This window comes from Nocardia sp. (genome assembly GCF_025465275.1).
Lineage (GTDB): Bacteria > Actinomycetota > Actinomycetes > Mycobacteriales > Mycobacteriaceae > Nocardia.
In genome coordinates, this window is sequence record NZ_JAODNK010000057.1 from 16,145 (window position 1) to 35,489 (window position 19,345).

Consider the following 19,345-nt stretch of genomic DNA (forward strand, 5'->3'; position numbering starts at 1 on the left):
CAGCGAAAGCTCAGGAAGCCGGGGTGATGACATCGGCGGCGTCCACCGTCAGGCGCAACTCGGTGCCCGGTGCGTGTGCGCGCGGATGCGGGACGATCCAGCGCCGATCGACTCCGGCGACCTCGCAGTGCAGGTGGTAGTTCCCGCCGGTGAACACGGCCGAACGCACGGTCGCGGGCACTGTCAGCGCCGCCGGCGTGGTGCCGTTGCGGTGCGCGAGAACGCCTTCCGCCGCGCAGATCCCATTGCCGTCCGCGAGCACTCGCACTCGTTCGGCGCGTACGCCTCCCCCGCTCGGCAGCGGATTGAAGGTGCCGACAAATCCGGCGACGAACGTATCGGCCGGACCGTGGTAGAGCTCCTCGGGACGGCCGACCTGCAGAATCCGACCGGATCGCATCACCACGATGCGGTCCGACATACTCATCGCCTCGGCCTGATCATGGGTCACGAAGACCGTCGTCGCGCCCAACTCCGTGGTCAGCGAACGGATTTCGGTGCGCAGTTGCTCGCGCAGCGCGGCATCCAGCGCGGAGAGCGGTTCATCCAGCAGGAGCAGCGCGGGCCGCGCCACCAAGGCGCGGGCGATGGCTACCCGCTGCTGCTGGCCGCCCGAAAGCTGGTGCGGCATCTTGCCCGCCGCACCAGCGAGGTCGACCCGCGCCAGCGCATCGGCGACGCGCGTCTCGATCTCGGTGCGAGCGACACCCGAAACCCGCAAGGGGAAGCCGACATTGGCGGCGGCCGTCAAATGCGGCCACAGCGCCAGATCCTGGAACACCATGCCCAGGCGACGCGCCCGCGGCGGGACGAACACCCCCGACTCGGTATCGCACACCGTCTGTTCACCGAATCGGATTCGGCCCTGCTGCGGCTGATCCAGCCCGGCCAGCAACCGCAACAGCGTGGACTTGCCGCAGCCGGACGGGCCGAGGACGGACAGGAATTCACCGGGCTCGATCACCAGATCGGTCAGCTGCAATCCCGTCCCGTCGCCATAGGTGCGGGACAGTCCCTCCACCACAACCCGAGCTCCGATATGGTCCGCTGCCGACATAGGCGCAGACGGTAAGCAGTGATTCTGTCTCGATGGGGCGGGTCTGGTGAATTGTGAGTGACTTCCGAGGTCACCCGCCCTCGCTTCGAGTCGGCAGTCACCGGACAACCCCTCCGCGTGCCAGGGCTGTCCGGTCCGGGTGTCTCAGCGCTTATCTGACGAAGCAGGTCCTGCGCACCGGCAGACCGCGGTCCTCCAGCGCCGCCAGCATGGCCTGGCCCCGTTGCGCACCCTCCGAGGAGGACGTGCCCGCCAGCACCGGGACATAGGTCGCCGCACCGACAATGGACTCCGCGACCAGCGACCAGAAGCGCCGCACACCCAGCCCGGCGCAACGCGCCATCGCCTCCTGCACCAGCGCCAGCCCCGGCTCACAGCGATGCGCCAGCCACACATACAGCGCCGGCTCACACGGCAGCGCGACCACGCCCGGCTGCCCGATCAGGCGATCGCCGTCCACCACGCGAATAGTGGTGTCCACCAGCCCCGCCCAGTCGATCCCGCCGTCATTGTCGGTGTGGATCCACAGATTCTCCAGGCCCGGATCCCAGGCCCGGCCCTCGGCGACCAGCATGGCCATCACGCGGCCGACCACCGCGTGAATGAGCGCCGTCGCCACCACTTCGGCGGCGATCTCGGCATTGGCCATCTCGGCGACGTGCCGGCGGTACATCAGTTCGATACGGCCCTCACGAATTCCATCGGCCAGTCGCCACCAGCGCCGTTTGCCCTGTTCAGCCATGACGGCGACGGCGTAGACGCGCGGGTGCTCCGGTTGCAACCCGCGCAGGCGGGCGCTGGCCCCGCCGAATGCGATCCGGGAATCGCGAGGCGTGCACACGGTTACGGGTTCGAGCATCGAACCTCCTCATTCATCGAAAATCAGGCCAGTGGGTACGCAACGAGGTAGAAGGTAGGTTAGGCTTACCAAGCTAACGAGAGCAATCAATACAACAGGAGTGGTTCGTCACCGTGCCCGCCGTAGCCACCACCAGACGGCGACGTCTGACCGGACTGGTCCTGCTCGCCGCGCTACTGGTGTGTGCCGTGATCGCGAGCATCGCCCTGGGATCGCGTTCACTGCCACTCGGTGCTGTATTCGATGCACTCACCTGTCCGGCGGGGTTACCGCTGTCATGCCCCGCCGACGGAACGGCCGGACAGATCGTGCGCGAATTGCGGTTACCACGAACCGGACTCGCGCTCATCACCGGTCCGGCACTGGGGATGGCGGGGGCTCTCATCCAGGGCTATACCCGAAATCCCTTGGCTGACGCGGGATTACTCGGAATCAATGCCGGCGCAGCTTTTCTGGCCGTGCTGAGCATCCATCTCTTCGCGCTCACCGCTCCGGCGCAATTCATCTGGTTCGCCTTCGCGGGCGCACTGCTCGCGGGAGCGGTCGTGTTCGGTGTGTCGGCCATCGGCGGCGGCAAGGCCAGCCCGCTGAGCCTGGTCCTGGCCGGCGCGGCGGTTACCGCATTTCTCCAAGCCATGACCAATGTGGTTGTCCTGCTCGATGAAACAGCGCTCAACAGCTACCGGTACTGGGTGGTCGGCGATGTCGCCGGGCACGATGCCTCGGTGTTCCGCCAGGTGCTCCCGTTCCTCGTTGCCGGTGCGGTGCTGGCACTCATCGCCGCTCCGGGCCTGAATCTGCTCGGACTCGGCGACGATGTGGCACGCGGGCTCGGCGTGAATCTCGGGCGCAGCCGTGCGCTCGGCCTGGCCTCGGTGGTCTTGCTCGCGGGCGGAGCCACCGCCGCTGTCGGGCCGATCGCCTTCCTCGGCTTGATCGTTCCGCACCTGGCCCGCAGTATTACCGGTCCGGATTACCGTTGGCTGGTTCCCTATTCGGGGCTGCTCGGAGCCATCGTCCTGCTGCTCGCCGACACCACGGGCCGATTGATCGCCCGCCCCGGCGAACTGCAGGCCGGTTTCACCCTGGCCGCGCTCGGCGCACCCTTCTTCATTCTGCTGGTACGGCGCCGAAAGCTGGTGAGCCTGTGACTGTTCCGACGCCCCCGCAGGCGGTCGCGCCCGAGGCACCGGCACGAACCCTGCGCGCAGTGCGACCGGCATTGCGCGGGAACGGTTTCTCGATGGTGCTGCGCGTCGGCGCGCTGCTCATCATCGCGGTGCTGATCGCCGTGCTGGTGGCCCTGTTCGCACTCGATATCGCGACCGGCGACTACCAGATTCCGCTGGGCCGGGTGCTGGATGTGCTCACCGGCGGGGGTTCGCGCTCCCAGCGATTCGTGATCTTGGATTCCCGGCTCCCCCGGGCTCTCACCGCTGTCGTCGTAGGCGCCGCACTGGGCCTGGCCGGTGCGATCACCCAGTCGATTCTGCACAATCCGCTGGCCAGCCCGGACATTCTCGGTATCACCACCGGCGCCAGCTGCGGTGCGGTCGCGGTCATGGTCGGCACCGGCGGCACGGCGACCGGAGTGGCTGCGGCACTGGGTGTTCCGGCCGCAGCTCTGGCCGGAGGGCTGCTGACGGCGCTCGTCATCTATCTGCTGGCCTGGGGACGCACCGCCACCGGAGACACCGGGGTGATGGGATTTCGCCTGGTACTCATCGGCATCGGCGTGAATGCCGCGCTGTTGTCGCTGGTGAGCTGGCAACTCACCCGGGCCACGCTCAGTGATGCGGCCCACGCACAGTTGTGGCTCACCGGATCGCTGGATCGTTCGGATTGGTCCACTCTGGTGCCCGCCGCCATCGGCCTGGCGATCACGCTGACGGTCGCCGCGGCGTCGGCTCGTACGCTCGCCGCGCTGCGGTTCGGCACCGATACCACCCGGGTACTGGGTGTGCGCATCCAGACGCAGCAGGCAATTCTGCTCGCCGCCGCCGTTGTGGCCGCCGCCCTGGCGACCGCCGCCGCCGGACCGCTCGGGTTCGTCGGCCTGGCCGCGCCGCAGATCGCGCGCCGCCTGCTGCGCACACCGGGTGAACCGATCATCGCCTCCACCATTGTCGGTGCGATCGCCGTGGTGGGCGCGGATCTGATCTCCCGCACCATATTTCCCATCGATGTGCCGGTCGGTGTGATCACCGCGGGCGTCGGCGGACCGTTCCTGCTCTACCTGCTAGTGCGCACCAATCGGAAGGCGACGCTGTGACAACGGACAGCAAGACCGTGACACTCGCTGCGGATCAGCAGGTTCCGGCCCCCGAGCATCGGCTGGAAGCGTCGGACATCACACTCGGCTACGGCGACCGCGTCATTGTCGACGGGCTGTCCCTCGATATCGCGCCGGGCGTGATCACCACCGTCATCGGCCCGAACGGTTGCGGCAAGTCCACCCTGCTGCGCTCGCTCGGACGACTGCTGAAACCGCGCGACGGGCAGATCCTGTTGGACGGCAAGGCCATCTCGTCCATGAAGACCCGCGATATCGCGCGCATTGTCGGCATGCTGCCGCAGACCCCGATCGCTCCCGAGGGTCTCACCGTCGCCGATCTTGTTGCGCGCGGACGGCATCCGCATCAGTCCTGGCTGCGGCAGTGGTCGGCCGATGACGAATCGGAGGTGACCATCGCGCTGGAGCAGACCGGTATCGCCGATCTCGCCGACCGGACGCTGGACGAGCTCTCCGGCGGGCAGCGGCAGCGCGCCTGGATTTCCATGGCGCTCGCCCAGGGCACCGACATTCTGCTACTGGACGAGCCGACCACCTATCTGGATCTGGCGCATTCGCTCGAGGTGCTGGACCTGGTCGACCGCCTGCACGCCGATTTCGGCCGCACGGTCGTCATGGTGCTGCACGATCTGAATCTGGCCATTCGCTACAGCGATGAACTCATCGTCATGTGCGCGGGCCGGATCGTCGCGCAGGGCAAGCCCGGCGACATTATTTCCGCCGAGTTGTTGCAGCAGGTTTTCGGTCTGCGGGCCGAAGTGCTCGAGGATCCGGTTTCCGGGCGACCCATGATTGTGCCGATCGGCACACGGCATGTGCACGGCGCCGACGGCCAGGATGCCGTTTCCCCCGCCTCGCTATGACCAATCCCACACAGCTATCGACCGGTTACGACGACTTGTAGTACGCATTCGTGTCGTTGCCTCCGTAAACTTAGGGGATGGCAGGTCTTGGTGAACTCGAGAAAGCGGTCATGGACCAGTTGTGGTCGGCCGATGAACCCCAAACGGTGCGGCAGGTGCACGAGGCCCTCGCTCAGCGCCGCGAGCTCGCGTACACCACGGTGATGACCGTTCTGCAGCGTCTCGCGAAGAAGAATCTCGTCCTCCAGCAGCGCGATGACCGCGCTCACCGGTACGCCCCCGTGCACACTCGCGACGAACTCGTCGCCAGTCTGATGGTGGACGCACTGCAGCAGGCGGATGAAGTCGGGAGCCGTCGAGCGGCGCTCGTGCACTTCGTGGAACAGGTCGGAGCCGATGAGGCTGCCGCACTGCGCGATGCACTCGCTAAGCTCGAAGCCACCGAGGCGGCACGCAAGGAGCCGAAAGACTCCCTGTAGCTTCAGCCTCGGCCCAGGCCCCACAACGCAGTGAGCTGAGGAATGGACGTAACAGCGCCGGTTTTCGCCGGTCTCGCCTTGTTGCTGGCGGGACCGGTTCCAGCGCTGCTCAGCCGAGCCACCTGGCCGTACCGCAGTCCGCGTGCGGCGCTGGTGCTCTGGCAGGCCATCGCCTTGGCCGCGGTATTGAGCGCCTTCGGCTCCGGACTCGCCATCGCCAGCAGACTGCTGGTGCCCGGAGCCCACGGCCGTCCCACCACCACCCCGAGCAAAGAGATCGCCGCCCTCGGCCTGCCACTGTGGCTGGCCCTGGTGACGGTCTTCGCGCTCACCCTGCTCGTTGGCGCGCGCCTCATTTTCTCGGTGGTGCGCGTCGGGATCCACACCCGTCGCAGGCGGGCCCGTCACCGCATGCTGGTCGATCTGCTCGATCAGAGCGGGGTGGCGCGCAATTCCGCCGATATCCGGGTGCTGGCCGCCTCCGAACCCATCGCGTACTGCCTGCCCGGCATACGCCGTCGCGTCGTGCTCAGTCAGGGCACGGTGACCAATCTTTCCCATGAGGAGTTGACCGCAATCGTCAGCCATGAGCGTTCGCATCTGCGAGCCCGCCACGACCTGGTGCTGGAGGCGTTCACCGCGGCACACGAGGCGTTCCCGCGGGTGGTGCGCTCCAAATCCGCACTCGATTCGGTGAAATTGCTGATCGAACTGCTGGCCGACGACTCCGCCGTGAAGGTCACCGGGCCGACCCCGCTGGCGCGCGCGCTGGTGGCCTGCTCCAATTCGCCCGCGCCGCAGGGTGCGATGGCGGTGGGCGGACCGACCACGCTGATCCGTATCCAGCGGCTGGCCGGGCCGATGGGCGATATGCGCATTGCCGCGGTGGCCTATCTGGCCGCTGCCGCCATCCTCGTGGTTCCCACGATGGCAGTGGCGATTCCGTGGCTGCAGGAGCTCACCCGGTTGCTGAACCGTGCCTGACCCGCGCAGCACCACTCCCGAATCGGCGCCCGAGACGCCGGACATCACTGAATCTTCGGTAGCAGCACCGAACTCCGGCGCATCCGCGGCGGAAGCGCCGATGGTCGCGGCCCCGCGCTTCGCCTCCTCGGCGGCGGGCGCACGGCGCTTTGCCGATCTAGGGTTGCCGCCGCTGCTGGTGCAAGCGTTGCGGCGCAATGGCATCGACACCCCGTTCCCCATTCAGGCTGCCGTTATTCCGGACATTCTGGCCGGTCACGATGTATTGGGCCGAGCCGCAACGGGTTCGGGCAAGACCCTCGCCTTCGGCCTGCCCATGCTGGTCCGGCTCTCGGGTGCGCCCACCGCACCGCGCCGGCCGCGCGGGCTGATCCTGGTGCCCACGCGCGAGCTGGCCCTGCAGATCGAGACCGCGCTCGATGAACCGTCACTGTCGCTCGGGCTGCGACTCGCCTCGGCCGTGGGTGGTCTGGCCATCAAGACGCAGGGCGAGAAGCTGGGCCGCGGCGTCGATCTGCTCATCGCCACGCCCGGGCGCCTGACCGATCTGATCGGCCGTCGCGCCGTGAATCTTTCAGATGTACAGATCGTCACCGTCGATGAGGCCGACCATATGGCGGACCTGGGCTTCCTGCCGCAGTTGACGGCGGTCCTCAATCGCATCCCCCGCGAGGCGCAGAAGCTGCTGTTCTCGGCGACGCTGGACGAGGCCATCGATGCCCTGGTGCAGCGCTACCTCCGCTCCCCCGTCAGTCATGCGGTCGTCGCCCAGCCCAATGCCCCCGCATCCTCGAATTCCGCTGCCGCGGAGACCGATACCGATCTTCCCGATATCGCGCACTACGCCCTGCATGTGCGGCGTATCGAAAAGCGGCCGGTCGTCACGGAAATCGCTGCCCGCAAGGGCCGCACCCTGCTTTTCGTGCGCACCCAGCACGGCGCGGACAAGCTCGCCGGTAAGTTGCGCGAGGTCGGTATTCCGGCCGCCGCGCTACACGGCGGTCAAGGCCAGAACCAGCGCACCCGCACCCTCGCCGCCTTCGCGGACGGCACCTGGCCGGTGCTGGTCGCCACCGATATCGCCGCCCGCGGTATCCACGTGGACGACGTTTCACTGGTCGTGCACGTCGATCCCCCGGCCGATCCGAAGGACTATCTGCACCGCACCGGCCGCACCGCGCGCGCCGGTGCCTCCGGCACGGTGGTCACCATCGTCAGCCCCGACGACCGGCAGGAAGCGGCCGACTTGGCCCGCCGCGCAGGCGTTTCCGTCACCGATGTGGAAGTCCGCCCCGCAGACCGCCGCCTTGCCGAAATCACCGGCGCCCGCCGCCCCTCCGGCCGGCCCCTCGCCGACCCGTCCACCGTCGCCGCCACCGCCAAAGCCGCTGCGGCCGCGTCCGATTCGACCCCCGAGCGGCCTCGTCACCGCATCGACCCCCGCACCGGCGGTCGTCAGCATTCCAAGAAGCGCAAGACCAACACCACCCGTAAGGGCCGCTGACCGCCGAACCCGCACTGTCGCATCGAATTACCGGGACGCAGTAGTTACGGTGCCGGTGCGTTCACTCGCGGGTAAAGTCCGCCGCGTGAAGTTCATGATGGGGTGTGCGCTGGCTGTCGCATGCACAACGGTGGGATTGCCTGTGGCGCACGCGGATACCGCGCCGTCCTGCCTCGAATTCAACAACGGGTACAAGGCGGAATGGCAGGCCAGCTGGGCGGTCTATCAAGCCGAACAGGGGCAGCCCGATTCCCGCTCCTCGGTGGTGGTGGACCTGCCGATCACCATCACCGCCCCACTGCAGAAGGTGTGGGATGTGTATTCGGATTTCCACAACGATCTCGGCCGCCATCCGTTCATGCGGGATCTGATCACCCATCGCACGTGTAATGACGGCGGCGTACAGGTCACGGATTTCACCGCGCTGGACGAGATTCCGATGGGCCCGATCACCTTCCCCGGCCACACCCAGGCCGAGCAGCGCATCCACGCGGCGGAGCACTACTACGCCTCGGACAGCTGGGACATCCCGAATGTCACCACCCACCAGCTGATCACCTTCACCGACAACGGCGACGGCACCACCACGGTCAACGAGCACATCACCTTCCTCGCCGACGCCGCGCTGATCCAATTCACCGCCGACAACGGCGCCTCCTCCCACCGCACCTACCAGACCGCCCTCAAGCGAGACATCGAGAACGGCTCACTCTGAACCGGTTACCCGACGCGCCCGGCACCGCACGAATCGCCATCAACACACCTGATTTCAACACCGACACGCCAATTGCCGGCTGCCGCCGATACAGCGGAGCAATCAGCTGGCAACCCAGTCGGCGCGATTCCACCCACCAGGTCGACGTCACTGCCGGCCCGGTCGACGTCACTGGCGATTCCTTGCAGGGAATCGCACCCGCTGGCCGAATCCCGCACAGTCGTCCTCGTGAATAACGAGCAGACTCTGCGCTACACCCGCATCGACAGCACCGTCGAGGGCGGCTCCCACTTCGTCGAGGCCGAGATCTCGCTGGCTGAAAGGACTCTCGCGGTAGGTGTGCCCGCCATGTCGGTAGGCGGGATGCCGTCGGCTGCCGGAGTGTCATTCCTGCGCAGTGCGGGGTTCGACAGTGCGCCGCATCCGGCGCCGGCCCGGCAGTGGGTGGTGCTGCTACGCGGGGTGCTTCAGGTGACCACCTCGAACGGTGAGGAGCGCAGATTCGGGCCGGGCGATCTGTTGTTCGTCACCGATACCGAGGGCGCGGGTCACACCACCGTGGCGGTCGGCGCGCCGCCGTTCGAGGCCTTGTTCATTCCCGCCGGAGCCTGATCCGCAGCGGCAAGGAACCCACGCTCCGACGGTTCCGGAGCGGGCCGACTACACTGGGTCGCTGCATGCGTGACATCAGGTAAACGCACGAAGGGCGTCCACCTCATCGGATAACCTTCGGGTGATTCGTGCCATATACCTGCCACCGAAGCATGGATTACACGAAAACCCCACGTCAAACCATGAGGCGGCTACGAACGTGCAGTTTCTTCCCGGGCAGAACCCGCCCTACGACCTGACTTACGACGACGTCTTCCTCGTCCCTAACCGGACGGATGTGGCGTCTCGATTCGATGTCGACCTGTCCAGCAGTGACGGGACCGGCACCACCATCCCCCTCGTGGTCGCGAATATGACCGCTGTCGCCGGCCGCCGTATGGCCGAGACGGTGGCGCGCCGCGGTGGCATCGTGGTGCTGCCGCAAGATCTTCCGATCCAGGCCGCCGCCGACACCATCGCCTTCGTGAAGAGTCGTTCGCTCACCGCGGACACTCCGGTCACGCTGGATCCGGAGCATTCGGTCTCCGATGCGCTCGCGCTGATCCACAAGCGTGCGCACGGCGCCGTCGTGATCGTCGAGGGCGGCAAGCCGGTAGGTGTGGTCACCGAGGCCGCGTGCAGCGATGTGGACCGGTTCGCTCGCCTGAGCACCATCGCGGACACCAATTTTGTCAGCGCCCCGGCCGACGCCTCCCCGCGTGAGGTCTTCGGCCTCCTGGAGGGCAGCCGTTCCGGCCTGGCCGTGCTGGTGAATGCCGACGGCACCCTCGCCGGCGTCATGACCCGTACCGGCACCATTCGCGCGGGCATCTACCAGCCGGCCGTCGATGCCGATGGCCGGCTGCGCATTGCCGCCGCGGTCGGCATCAATGGTGATATCCCGTCCAAGGCCAAGGCCCTCGTCGATGCCGGCGCGGATGTGCTGGTCATGGATACCGCGCACGGCCATCAGCAGAAGATGCTGGAGGCGCTGCGTTCGGTGGCCGCGCTCGATCTGGGTGTGCCGCTGGTCGCGGGCAATGTGGTTTCGGCCGCGGGCACCCGCGATCTGATCGAGGCCGGCGCGGACATCGTCAAGGTCGGTGTGGGCCCCGGCGCCATGTGCACCACCCGCATGATGACCGGCGTGGGCCGGCCGCAGTTCTCCGCGGTGGCCGAATGTGCTGCCGCCGCAAAGGAATTCGGTAAGCACGTATGGGCCGACGGCGGCGTCCGCCACCCGCGCGATGTGGCGCTGGCGCTTGCGGCCGGTGCCGCCAATGTGATGATCGGTTCCTGGTTCGCCGGCACCTACGAGTCGCCCGGCGATATGCGTGTCGACCGTGACGGCAACCGCTACAAGGAAAGCTTCGGTATGGCCTCCAAGCGTGCCGTCGCCGCGCGTACCGCCACCGACTCCGCCTTCGACCGGGCCCGCAAGGCACTGTTCGAGGAGGGCATCTCCTCCTCACGCATGCGCCTGGATTCGGAGCGTCCCGGTGTCGAGGACCTGATCGACTACATCACCTCCGGTGTGCGCAGTTCCTGCACCTACGCTGGTGCGCGCAGCATCGGGGAATTCCACGACAAGGCCGTGCTGGGCGTGCAGTCCGCGGCCGGTTTCGCCGAGGGCCGCCCGCTGCCGTCGGGCTGGTAAGCGATCATCGACCAGTAGATCTGCACAGTCGGACCCGGCGGGAACCCTCGTGGAACCCGCCGGGTTTCCTGTGTCCGGCGCGGTCGCGCGGAAACCCGCGCGACCAGCCGGTAGCATTATCGACGCCGGACCGTGACGACCCGTTTCACGGCCCACCCCATGCGAAAGGAACCAGTTGTCACCCGCGTCCGAGGGCGCCACTCAGGAGGGCTCCTCTACCGAGCCGGGTGACAAACCCGGCGCCATCGTTGCCCCAGCCCCAGTGATCTCACCCCAAGATCTTCAGACGGCCGGGTGGTGCTGACCGTGTCGGCCCTGCTCACCGTTCTCAGTCTGCTCGGTTTTGTCGCATTGACCGCAGGCACCGCACTGTTCGTTGCCGCGGAATTCTCGCTCACCGCCCTGGAACGCAGCACCGTGGAGGCGCACGCCCGTGAGGGTGACCGCCGGGCCCGGCAGGTGCGGCAGGCGCACCGCACGCTCTCGTTCCAACTTTCCGGGGCGCAACTGGGCATCACCATCACCACGTTGATCACCGGTTATATCGCCGAACCGGTGCTGGCGCGGCTGCTGGAGCCGATCTTCAACGCGTTCGGCGTGGATATCGGTACCTCGCACGGCATTTCGCTGGCACTGGCACTGATCATCGCCACCTCGTTCTCGATGATCTACGGCGAGCTGGTGCCGAAGAACATTGCCATCGCCTCACCGCTGGCCACCGCGCGCTGGACCGCAGGACCGATGATGTGGTTCTCGACGGCCTTCCGCTGGATGATCAATTTCCTGAACGGCACCGCCAACTGGGCCGTGCGGCGACTTGGCGTCGAACCGGCCGAAGAGCTGCGCTCGGCCCGTTCACCGCAGGAATTGGGTTCGCTGGTGCGCACTTCCGCCCTGCACGGCGTGCTCGATCAGCGCACCGCACAGGTGGTGGATCGCTCGCTGCAGTTCGGTGAGCGCAGCGCGGAAGAGCTCATGACCCCGCGGGTGAAGATCGAATCCCTCGATCAGGACGACACCATCGCCGACCTCATCGAAACCGCGAGCCGCACCGGCTTTTCGCGTTTCCCGGTCATCGACGGCGATCTCGATAACACCCTCGGTGTGGTGCACGTCAAACAGGCGTTCATGCACTTGGCCAAGGACCGGCGTGTCATCAGGCTGAAGGACATCGCCCAGCCGGTGCCCATCGTCCCCGCGAGCCTGGACGGCGACGAGGTGCTGGAGCGGGTGCGCGCCGACGGTATGCAGGTGGCGCTCGTGGTCGACGAATACGGCGGCACCGCGGGCATTGTCACCATGGAGGACATCATCGAGGAGATTCTCGGTGACGTCCGCGATGAGCACGATGAGGAAGAACTCGATGTGCGCCGCGCCGGCAACGACTGGGACTGCTCCGGTCTGCTGCGCGTGGACGAGGTCTCCCGCACCACCGGATACGACGCGCCCGAAGGCGAATACGAAACTCTCGGCGGCCTGGTGCTGACCCGCCTCGGCCGCATCCCCGTCACCGGAGACGAGGTGCTGCTGCCGCAACCCGGCAATCAGCACACGCTGGAACCGCATACGAGCGGCGGCTGGATCGCCAAGGTGGAACGCATGGACGGCCGTCGCATCGACCGGGTGCTGCTGCGCCCCGTCGACGCCGAAGGCCTCGCGGAGTGGGAGCAGAACCATGGGTGATATCACCGCAGTCCTGCTCACCCTGGTGCTGCTGCTGAGCAATGCGTTCTTCGTCGGCGCGGAGTTCGCATTGATCTCCGCCCGCCGCGATCGGCTGGAAGCCCTTGCGGCACAGGGCAAGCGCAGCGCCGATACGGTCATCGAGGCGGCGCAGAACCTGTCCATGATGCTGGCGGCGGCGCAGTTGGGCATCACCATCTGCTCGATCCTGCTGGGCCGGGTCGGTGAGCCCGCCGTGGCGCATCTGCTGCAGGGCCCGTTCGATCTGGTCGGGGTGCCCGATCAACTGCTGCATCCGATTTCGTTCGCGCTGGCGCTGACCATCGTGGTCATCCTGCACATCCTGCTCGGTGAGATGATCCCGAAGAATATCGCGCTGGCCGGGCCGGAACGCTGTGCGCTGCTGCTGGTTCCGATGCATCTGGTGTGGCTGCGCCTGGCCAAACCGCTCATCTCGCTCTACAATCTGGCGGCGAACCTGTCGCTGCGGGCACTGCGCATCGAACCCAAGGATGAGCTGGATTCCACTGTTTCGTCGGTGGAGCTCGCCGAGATGTTCGGCGAATCCCGTTCGGAGGGACTGCTGGACGAGGAGGAGCACCGCCGCCTCACCCAGGCGCTGGGCTCCAGCGACAGCATTGTCGCCGATGTGATGGTGGCGCTGGCGAAGACCCGCTCGGTGCCGCTGCGCGGTGACGGCACCACTCTCGGCGATATCGAGAACGCTGTCGCCGAAACGGGTTTCTCCCGTTATCCGGTGCGGGCCGGGGACGGTTCCCTGGTCGGCTACCTGCACGTCAAGGATGTGCTCGATCTGGTGGCCGATGACGAGGCGGGTCCGTCCACGCCTATCCCCCGCACCGATATCCGCCCGCTGCCCACGGTCAGTACCGGCGCCACCCTCTTCGAGGCCCTGGCCCGGTTGCGCCGCACCAACTCCCATTTGGGACGGGTGGTGGACAGTCGCGGCAATACCGTCGGCATTGTCGCCCTGGAAGATCTGGTGGAGGAGTTCGTCGGCACCGTCCGCGACGGCACCCACCGTGTCGCGGAGTGATCTGAACGTGCTGCTAGATCTCCCAGTGCTCGCGCCCGCCGACTGGCGGGCGCGAGCAGCCGCACACCGTGAGCGAGTGGACGCGCTTGTGGGCCCGTATCTCCAGCAACGGGCCGTCGGGTCGAAACACCCGGTCATCGACTTCCTGTTCACCTATTACGGCAATAAGCCCGCACAGCTCAGACGCTGGCATCCCGGCTTCGGGGTGGCGCTCGCCGACGGTGTCGATTATTCGGAAGCCCGTGGCTACCACCGGGTTCCGGGCAGTTCCCCCGACGCGGTCGTATGGACGGCAGACCCGGAATTCCTCCAGAAGCGCCGCGACACCATCGAATTCGTCGCCCGCCTGCTCTCGGCCACGGCGACCCGCCCAGCCCAGCTCTCCTGCTTCGGGCTGCACGAGTGGGCCATGGTCTACCGCACCGACGACGTCCGCCACCAACAGGTCCCGCTCCGCCTCGGCCACGCCGGCACCGATGCGGTCGTCGAATCAATGCAATTGCGCTGCACCCACTTCGACGCCTACCGCTTCTTCACTCCCGAAGCCGTGCCCCTCAATATCGAGCCCCTCACCCGCGAGAACCAGGAACACCGCGAACAACCCGGCTGCCTGCACGCCAATATGGATCTGTACAAGTGGGGATTCAAACTCACGCCCCTCATCGCATCCGACCTGCTGTTCGACTGCTTCGAACTGGCTTGTGCTGCACGCGAACTCGACATGAAGGCCAGCCCCTACGACCTGTCCGAGTACGGATACGAGCCGATTCGGATCGAAACACCTTCCGGCCGTGCCGAATACGTCCGACGGCAGATTGACATCGCCGCCCGAGGCGAGACACTCCGGCAACGATTGCTGAATACCTGCCGCGCGTTAATCGACGTGGCGTAAATCACCGCGCGGTGGCACCCTGTCCCTGGGAGGAAGTTCACTACAGGGGATCGAAACGTTGAGCATGCCCGACGGCGGTGAAGCGCTCCAGCTCCAGTACAGCCAGCAGTCGATTCTGCGATTCCCCATAGGGTCGCCGGGATAGCGTCCGAGTCTGCGCGGCCAGCTCGCCGCACGTTCGGAGGCCCACAGTGCGCGGAGGCAGTCTGCGACAAGACTCCAGGTCCACTCCCGACCCGGATCCGGGCGCAGCGACTCCCTATTGAGCAGATCCGCGAGATCACCCAGATCACCGGCGAATTCGGCATTTCTCTCGGCCAGCCGCCGCACCGCGACCGGGTCGAACCCCGCATCGTGCGCGGCCTGGAAATCCGCGCACGCGAGCGCCACGTCCACCAGTTCCCGAACCTCCCGTTCCCGTTCCGCGCGAGCCCGCAGTGACGCCTGCTCATCAGCACTACCCGGCCAGGGCGGAACCAGCGGATCTCCCTTGATGCGACGTGGCATGCCTCCGAGCATGCCAGCTCCACTGCCCCCTCCCACCGCCCGTGCAGCAGCACGAGCAGGTGCTGAACACCGCCTCGGCCCGCACACCGTGTCGGGATCACACAGCCCGAAGAGATGCTGTCCGGCGCGGAGGCGCACTGTGTCGTATCCAGTCGAGGGCGTGCGGGCGCGCGGTTACGGGGACCAGTGCCGGTGCCCGGCGTGTCACGGCGGATTTCGCAGGCACACATTTCGTCGCGCAAATCATGGTGTGCCGCGCACGAATTCGCCACACATTCGTGGCGCGGCAAGCCAAATCATGCGCGGCGGGCGAGCGGGAGCGATGCCACAGGACGCTGGCAGCAGTACGCTCTGTGCGATTTCACGCATAAAGCCATGGCACTGGATAGGATTCCCGGATTCCTCGCCGGCGATCGGGTCGACAGTTCACATACCGGCCCGATCGCACACAGCATCGGAGATGAGAGAGACGTCTCCGCGGGGGGATCTGTAGTGAGAGAGAGTATTTCGTGGCACGTCACCCATATCCCACCCGAACAGCACCCAGGGAACAGTACGAGCCGGAGCCGCACGAAGAGGCGGAGGACCATTCACACGACTGGACACACGACAGGTACGTGCTGACGCCCAACCAGCGGATCGTTTTCTTCACCGTGAGACTGTTCGTCTTCATCAACTGGTTGATCGCCCTATCGCTCGGTGGCGTGATCGTCCACAGCGCCGGTTCGAGTATCTGGAAATCTCCCAACGCGAAATACGGTGGTCCCACCTCGATCTGGGTCGAAAGCTTCCTCATATCGTTCGTGGTGACGAGTATCGGCGCCGGCTTCGTCCTCGCCCTGATAGCGGTGATCAAGGGGCGGCTCCGCAAATACGCATTGGAGCAGACCGAATACTGAGCCGGACGCGCACGGATGTGACATTGCGCCACGCCGCCGGCGGCTCTTGTGCGGGTACACGGCCGCGAGTAGGTGTTGATTATGGGGACTTTTCTCGTGACCGGCGGGACCGGGGTGCTGGGCCGGATTGTCGTCGAACGGCTGCGTGAGCAGGGGCACGATGTGCGCGTGCTGTCGCGGCGGGCGGGTGCGGGGACGCATGTGGGCGATTTGGCGACCGGTGCGGGACTGGCCGAGGCCGTTGCCGGAGTGGACGGGATCGTGCATGCCGCCTCGGAATCTCGCAAGATGGGCCGGGCCGATGTGACACAGACCGACACCGTGATTCGGGCTGCCACCCAGGCCCGGATCGGTCATCTGCTGTATGTGTCGATTGTGGGGATCGATCGCCTTCCGTTCCGCTACTACCGCAATAAACTCGCGTGCGAGCAGCGGATCATCGGAAGCGGAGTGCCGCATACCATTCTGCGGGCCACGCAGTTCCACGAATTGCTCGGCTCCATACTGCGTACCGTCGAGCCGTTGCCGATTACACCGCTGCCGTTGAACTTTCAGTTCCAGCCCGTGGCCGCCGCGGAGGTGGCGGGGCGCGCGGCCGAACTCATCGCCGGGCCGCCGACAGGACTCGCACCCGATTTCGGCGGGCCGGAGGTGCTGACGCTCCGGCAGCTGGTCGACACGTGGCACACGCTCAGCCCGCGCCCCCGCCGGGTTTTCCAGCTGCCGCTACCGGGCCGGATCGCGCGTGGCTTCCGGGCGGGGTACAACACCTGCCCTGATCAGGCCGTGGGCGTGCGGACCTGGGCCGACTATGTCGGGTCGGCGCCGGCGGACGCCTATTCGCCGGGCGTTTAACAGAATCCGCCAATTCGAGTAGGTGACCTTGATTTCCCCGGACGAACCCTACCGAGCGGTCAGTTCATGAGCTACGGTTCCGAGATGTAACCGAGACCACACCGGGCAACCCGACGGTGCCGCTGGTCATCGGCGTAACTGCTCTGAGGGAACGGGGGGCACCGCAATGTGGCGGTTCTCGGAAGTACGGCGGTTCAAACCGGCGATCCTGCTGACGGCCGTGTTCATGTGCGGAGCCATGCTCCCGGTGACCGGCGCGCAGGCGGATCTGCAATCGGATATCCAGAATGCGGTGCAGCAGTTCTTCGATGTGGGGCGGACATCGGTATCACGGGCGGACTGCGGCCCGGACTCCCTGCCGGAGACCGGCATGCAGGGCGATGTACCGGCCGACGACCGCAACAGCGGGCGCAGCACGCTGGGATACCGCTGCAATATGTCGCTGGTGGGCGGGTACGTCGGTCGCGGCGCGGGAATCACCTCGGCCACCTATGACCACTGCTCATACACCGGATCGCTGTTCCCGGGCAATATCCTCGGGCCCGCACAGGGCGTGCAGGTGCTCGATGTCTCCGATCCGGCGAATCCGGTGCTCACCCAGAATCTCGCGGAACCGGCCATGCTGGCGGGCACCTGGGAGTCGCTCAAGGTCAATCCGGTACGAAAGCTCTTGGTGGGCACCGGTGTTCCCGTCGGTGAGGGCGCGGGCTATCTGTCGGTCTACGACATCTCCGATTGCGCGCACCCCCGGTTGCTGAACTCCGGCACGGGCACGAATCTGCTGATGCCCCTGCCGATTACGACGCACGAGGGCGGCTTTTCGCCGGACGGCAACACCTACTGGGCCTCCGGTATCGCCCCCGGCTTCGTGAGCGCGGTCGATCTCACCGATCCCGTCAATCCGCACGTGATCTGGCAGGGCCTCACCGGAATCGAAGCGCACGGCTTCGGCATCAGCCCCGACGGCAATCGCATGTACCTCTCGGCGCTGGGCGGTTTCACCACCCTCGATATCAGCGCGGTACAGCGGCGTGATCCGAATCCGCAGGTCAATCACCTCGGCCGGGTGTTCTGGACGGATGGCTGGGCGACTCAGCACAGCATTCCGGTCACCTACGACGGCCAGCCGTACCTGTTCACCGTGGACGAGGGCGGCGCCGGCGGCGTGAAGCTCATCGATATCTCCGATGACACCAATCCCAAGGTGGCAGCGAAGATCAAGCTGCAGATCAACCTTCCCGAGAACCAGGATTCGGCCATGGCCTCGGCCATGGGCGGCTCGGTCTTCTCCTACGATGCGCACTACTGCGCGGCGGACCGTCCGGACAATCCGACGGCCCTGGCCTGTGGCTGGGAAGAGTCGGGCATTCGCGTCTTCGATGTACGAGATCCGTTCCACGTCAAGGAGATCGCGTACTACAACCCGCCCGCTCGCAAGGGCCGCAATCTCGAATTGTGGAACTCCCCGCACGCGCTGGCCTCGATCATCGGTGTCCCGGTCATGGAGTTCCCGTCCGCGGCGCGCGCCATGCTGGAGGGCAAATTCGATCCCACCCAGGCACTTTCGTCCCGCACCGGCCAGATCGCCTTCGGTGACCTGTCCACCGACTGGTGCTTCGCCCCGCCGGAGTGGCACGGCAGCCAGCTCTGGACCAGCTGCAATGACAACGGTTTCATGGTGCTGCAGCTCGGCAACGACGTGTACACCCCGCCCGATGACCAACGCTCCGTGGTGGGTTCGTGACAGGCAATCGCTGGGTGCGCGCGGCCGGTCTGGCCGCGCTCGCCGTCCTGCTGTGCCTCAGCGGAATGCTGCTGCGGCCGTTCATCATTCCCGATAGCCAGTCCGCGCCACCGGTGTTGAACCCGACCGAGATCGGTTTCACCCAGGACATGATGGCGCACCATGAACAGGCGCTGATCATCGTGCAGCGCCTGGACCCCGCCGCCGATCCGACCATTCGTCAACTGGCACAGCAGATCTCCGATACCCAGCGCATCGAGATCGGCACCATGCTCGGCTGGCTGCGCCTGGCCAACGCCTCCCCCACCGATCCGCACCCGATGTCCTGGATGCGCAGCACCGGAATGTCCGGCGGCACCGACCATTCGGCCATGAGTATGCCCACGACAACCGCACCGGCGGCGGGCGCCGCCATGCCCGGAATGGCAACCCTGGCCGAACTCGACGCCCTCTCCGCCGCTCGTGGGAGTGCCGCCGAAACCCTTTTCCTGCAACTGATGCTGCGTCACCACCGCGGCGGCGTTGCTATGGCCCGGGCCGCCGATAAGCAGGTGACTTCCGGTCCGGTCAAGGAGACCGCCCGCTCCATGATCACCGCGCAGTCCCAGGAAGCAGGCATCATGACCCTCCTGCTGGCCCAGCGCGGCGCCCAGCCGCTCGCGTGAACGGCTGAGTGGCCGGACGTCTCCTCGAAAGAAAGTGTGCG

Annotated in this window: 19 protein-coding genes; 16 read left to right on the forward strand and 3 right to left on the reverse strand. The window is 66.5% G+C overall.

Annotated features, from left to right (window positions below; all coding sequences use genetic code 11):
• Positions 1 to 10 precede the first annotated feature (10 nt).
• Both JWN03_RS12535 and JWN03_RS12540 read right to left on the reverse strand, forming a co-directional pair.
• On the reverse strand, positions 11 to 1,057 hold the full coding sequence (locus JWN03_RS12535; RefSeq protein ID WP_297613917.1) for an ABC transporter ATP-binding protein: 1,047 nt from the start codon (positions 1,055 to 1,057) through the stop codon (positions 11 to 13).
• Positions 1,058 to 1,208: 151 nt separating this feature from the next.
• Complete coding sequence (locus JWN03_RS12540) at positions 1,209 to 1,916, reverse strand: hypothetical protein (protein WP_297613919.1); 708 nt, start codon at positions 1,914 to 1,916, stop codon at positions 1,209 to 1,211.
• Between the two features lie 113 nt (positions 1,917 to 2,029).
• On the opposite strand from JWN03_RS12540, the gene JWN03_RS12545 reads away from it, so the two are divergent.
• The 12 genes from JWN03_RS12545 to JWN03_RS12600 all read left to right on the forward strand — a co-directional run bounded on the left by JWN03_RS12545 (position 2,030) and on the right by JWN03_RS12600 (position 14,634).
• Complete coding sequence (locus JWN03_RS12545) at positions 2,030 to 3,067, forward strand: FecCD family ABC transporter permease (RefSeq protein ID WP_297613921.1); 1,038 nt, start codon at positions 2,030 to 2,032, stop codon at positions 3,065 to 3,067.
• Between the two features lie 92 nt (positions 3,068 to 3,159).
• The gene (locus JWN03_RS12550; protein WP_297613978.1) at positions 3,160 to 4,188 is read left to right on the forward strand and encodes a FecCD family ABC transporter permease; all 1,029 of its coding nucleotides are present in this window, start codon (positions 3,160 to 3,162) and stop codon (positions 4,186 to 4,188) included.
• A 17-nt stretch (positions 4,189 to 4,205) separates the two neighbouring features.
• Positions 4,206 to 5,072 (forward strand): ABC transporter ATP-binding protein, encoded by an 867-nt coding sequence (locus JWN03_RS12555; protein WP_297613980.1) that lies wholly within the window; start codon positions 4,206 to 4,208, stop codon positions 5,070 to 5,072.
• Positions 5,073 to 5,149: 77 nt separating this feature from the next.
• Positions 5,150 to 5,551, forward strand: a complete 402-nt coding sequence (locus JWN03_RS12560; RefSeq protein WP_297613923.1) for a BlaI/MecI/CopY family transcriptional regulator — start codon at positions 5,150 to 5,152, stop codon at positions 5,549 to 5,551.
• A 42-nt stretch (positions 5,552 to 5,593) separates the two neighbouring features.
• Entirely contained in the window at positions 5,594 to 6,535 is a 942-nt protein-coding gene (locus JWN03_RS12565) for a M56 family metallopeptidase (RefSeq protein ID WP_297613925.1), read from the forward strand.
• A 100-nt stretch (positions 6,536 to 6,635) separates the two neighbouring features.
• The gene (locus tag JWN03_RS12570) at positions 6,636 to 8,039 is read left to right on the forward strand and encodes a DEAD/DEAH box helicase (RefSeq protein ID WP_297613982.1); all 1,404 of its coding nucleotides are present in this window, start codon (positions 6,636 to 6,638) and stop codon (positions 8,037 to 8,039) included.
• 94 nt (positions 8,040 to 8,133) lie between these two features.
• Positions 8,134 to 8,754 carry a hypothetical protein gene (locus JWN03_RS12575; RefSeq protein WP_441342975.1) on the forward strand — a complete coding sequence of 207 codons (621 nt, stop codon included), beginning with the start codon at positions 8,134 to 8,136 and terminating at the stop codon, positions 8,752 to 8,754.
• A 228-nt stretch (positions 8,755 to 8,982) separates the two neighbouring features.
• A complete protein-coding gene (locus tag JWN03_RS12580) occupies positions 8,983 to 9,366 on the forward strand; it encodes a hypothetical protein (RefSeq protein WP_297613929.1) in 384 nt (127 codons plus the stop codon).
• Positions 9,367 to 9,565: 199 nt separating this feature from the next.
• On the forward strand, positions 9,566 to 11,002 hold the full coding sequence (locus JWN03_RS12585) for a GuaB1 family IMP dehydrogenase-related protein (RefSeq protein WP_297613931.1): 1,437 nt from the start codon (positions 9,566 to 9,568) through the stop codon (positions 11,000 to 11,002).
• A gap of 306 nt (positions 11,003 to 11,308) precedes the next feature.
• Entirely contained in the window at positions 11,309 to 12,685 is a 1,377-nt protein-coding gene (locus tag JWN03_RS12590) for a hemolysin family protein (RefSeq protein ID WP_297613984.1), read from the forward strand.
• Positions 12,678 to 13,742, forward strand: a complete 1,065-nt coding sequence (locus tag JWN03_RS12595) for a hemolysin family protein (protein WP_297613933.1) — start codon at positions 12,678 to 12,680, stop codon at positions 13,740 to 13,742. The genes JWN03_RS12590 and JWN03_RS12595 overlap by 8 nt, the downstream gene beginning before the upstream one ends.
• A 10-nt stretch (positions 13,743 to 13,752) precedes the next feature.
• A complete protein-coding gene (locus JWN03_RS12600; RefSeq protein ID WP_441342976.1) occupies positions 13,753 to 14,634 on the forward strand; it encodes a 3-methyladenine DNA glycosylase in 882 nt (293 codons plus the stop codon).
• Here JWN03_RS12600 and JWN03_RS12605 read toward each other — a convergent pair.
• Positions 14,617 to 15,141, reverse strand: a complete 525-nt coding sequence (locus JWN03_RS12605; protein WP_297613935.1) for a hypothetical protein — start codon at positions 15,139 to 15,141, stop codon at positions 14,617 to 14,619. The two genes, JWN03_RS12600 and JWN03_RS12605, sit on opposite strands and share 18 nt — an antisense overlap.
• A gap of 509 nt (positions 15,142 to 15,650) precedes the next feature.
• Here JWN03_RS12605 and JWN03_RS12610 point away from each other — a divergent pair.
• From JWN03_RS12610 to JWN03_RS12625, 4 genes are all read left to right on the forward strand, one after another.
• On the forward strand, positions 15,651 to 16,040 hold the full coding sequence (locus JWN03_RS12610) for a hypothetical protein (protein WP_297613937.1): 390 nt from the start codon (positions 15,651 to 15,653) through the stop codon (positions 16,038 to 16,040).
• 81 nt (positions 16,041 to 16,121) lie between these two features.
• Positions 16,122 to 16,895 (forward strand): SDR family oxidoreductase, encoded by a 774-nt coding sequence (locus tag JWN03_RS12615; RefSeq protein ID WP_297613939.1) that lies wholly within the window; start codon positions 16,122 to 16,124, stop codon positions 16,893 to 16,895.
• A gap of 166 nt (positions 16,896 to 17,061) precedes the next feature.
• Positions 17,062 to 18,639: an LVIVD repeat-containing protein gene (locus tag JWN03_RS12620; RefSeq protein WP_297613941.1), complete on the forward strand. Its 1,578-nt coding sequence runs from the start codon at positions 17,062 to 17,064 to the stop codon at positions 18,637 to 18,639.
• Positions 18,636 to 19,304 (forward strand): DUF305 domain-containing protein, encoded by a 669-nt coding sequence (locus JWN03_RS12625; RefSeq protein ID WP_297613943.1) that lies wholly within the window; start codon positions 18,636 to 18,638, stop codon positions 19,302 to 19,304. The genes JWN03_RS12620 and JWN03_RS12625 overlap by 4 nt, the downstream gene beginning before the upstream one ends.
• The last annotated feature ends 41 nt before the right edge of the window (positions 19,305 to 19,345 follow it).

What these genes read in the sequence shown, in the direction of transcription:
- JWN03_RS12535 (WP_297613917.1), bottom strand. Translation starts at nt 1,057, where the DNA reads ATGTCGGCAGCGGACCATATCGGAGCTCGGGTTGTGGTGGAGGGACTG.
- JWN03_RS12540 (WP_297613919.1), bottom strand. Translation starts at nt 1,916, where the DNA reads ATGCTCGAACCCGTAACCGTGTGCACGCCTCGCGATTCCCGGATCGCA.
- JWN03_RS12550 (WP_297613978.1), top strand. Translation starts at nt 3,160, where the DNA reads ATGGTGCTGCGCGTCGGCGCGCTGCTCATCATCGCGGTGCTGATCGCC.
- JWN03_RS12560 (WP_297613923.1), top strand. Translation starts at nt 5,150, where the DNA reads ATGGCAGGTCTTGGTGAACTCGAGAAAGCGGTCATGGACCAGTTGTGG.
- JWN03_RS12565 (WP_297613925.1), top strand. Translation starts at nt 5,594, where the DNA reads ATGGACGTAACAGCGCCGGTTTTCGCCGGTCTCGCCTTGTTGCTGGCG.
- JWN03_RS12570 (WP_297613982.1), top strand. Translation starts at nt 6,636, where the DNA reads ATGGTCGCGGCCCCGCGCTTCGCCTCCTCGGCGGCGGGCGCACGGCGC.
- JWN03_RS12575 (WP_441342975.1), top strand. Translation starts at nt 8,134, where the DNA reads ATGATGGGGTGTGCGCTGGCTGTCGCATGCACAACGGTGGGATTGCCT.
- JWN03_RS12595 (WP_297613933.1), top strand. Translation starts at nt 12,678, where the DNA reads ATGGGTGATATCACCGCAGTCCTGCTCACCCTGGTGCTGCTGCTGAGC.
- JWN03_RS12605 (WP_297613935.1), bottom strand. Translation starts at nt 15,141, where the DNA reads ATGCCACGTCGCATCAAGGGAGATCCGCTGGTTCCGCCCTGGCCGGGT.
- JWN03_RS12615 (WP_297613939.1), top strand. Translation starts at nt 16,122, where the DNA reads ATGGGGACTTTTCTCGTGACCGGCGGGACCGGGGTGCTGGGCCGGATT.
- JWN03_RS12620 (WP_297613941.1), top strand. Translation starts at nt 17,062, where the DNA reads ATGTGGCGGTTCTCGGAAGTACGGCGGTTCAAACCGGCGATCCTGCTG.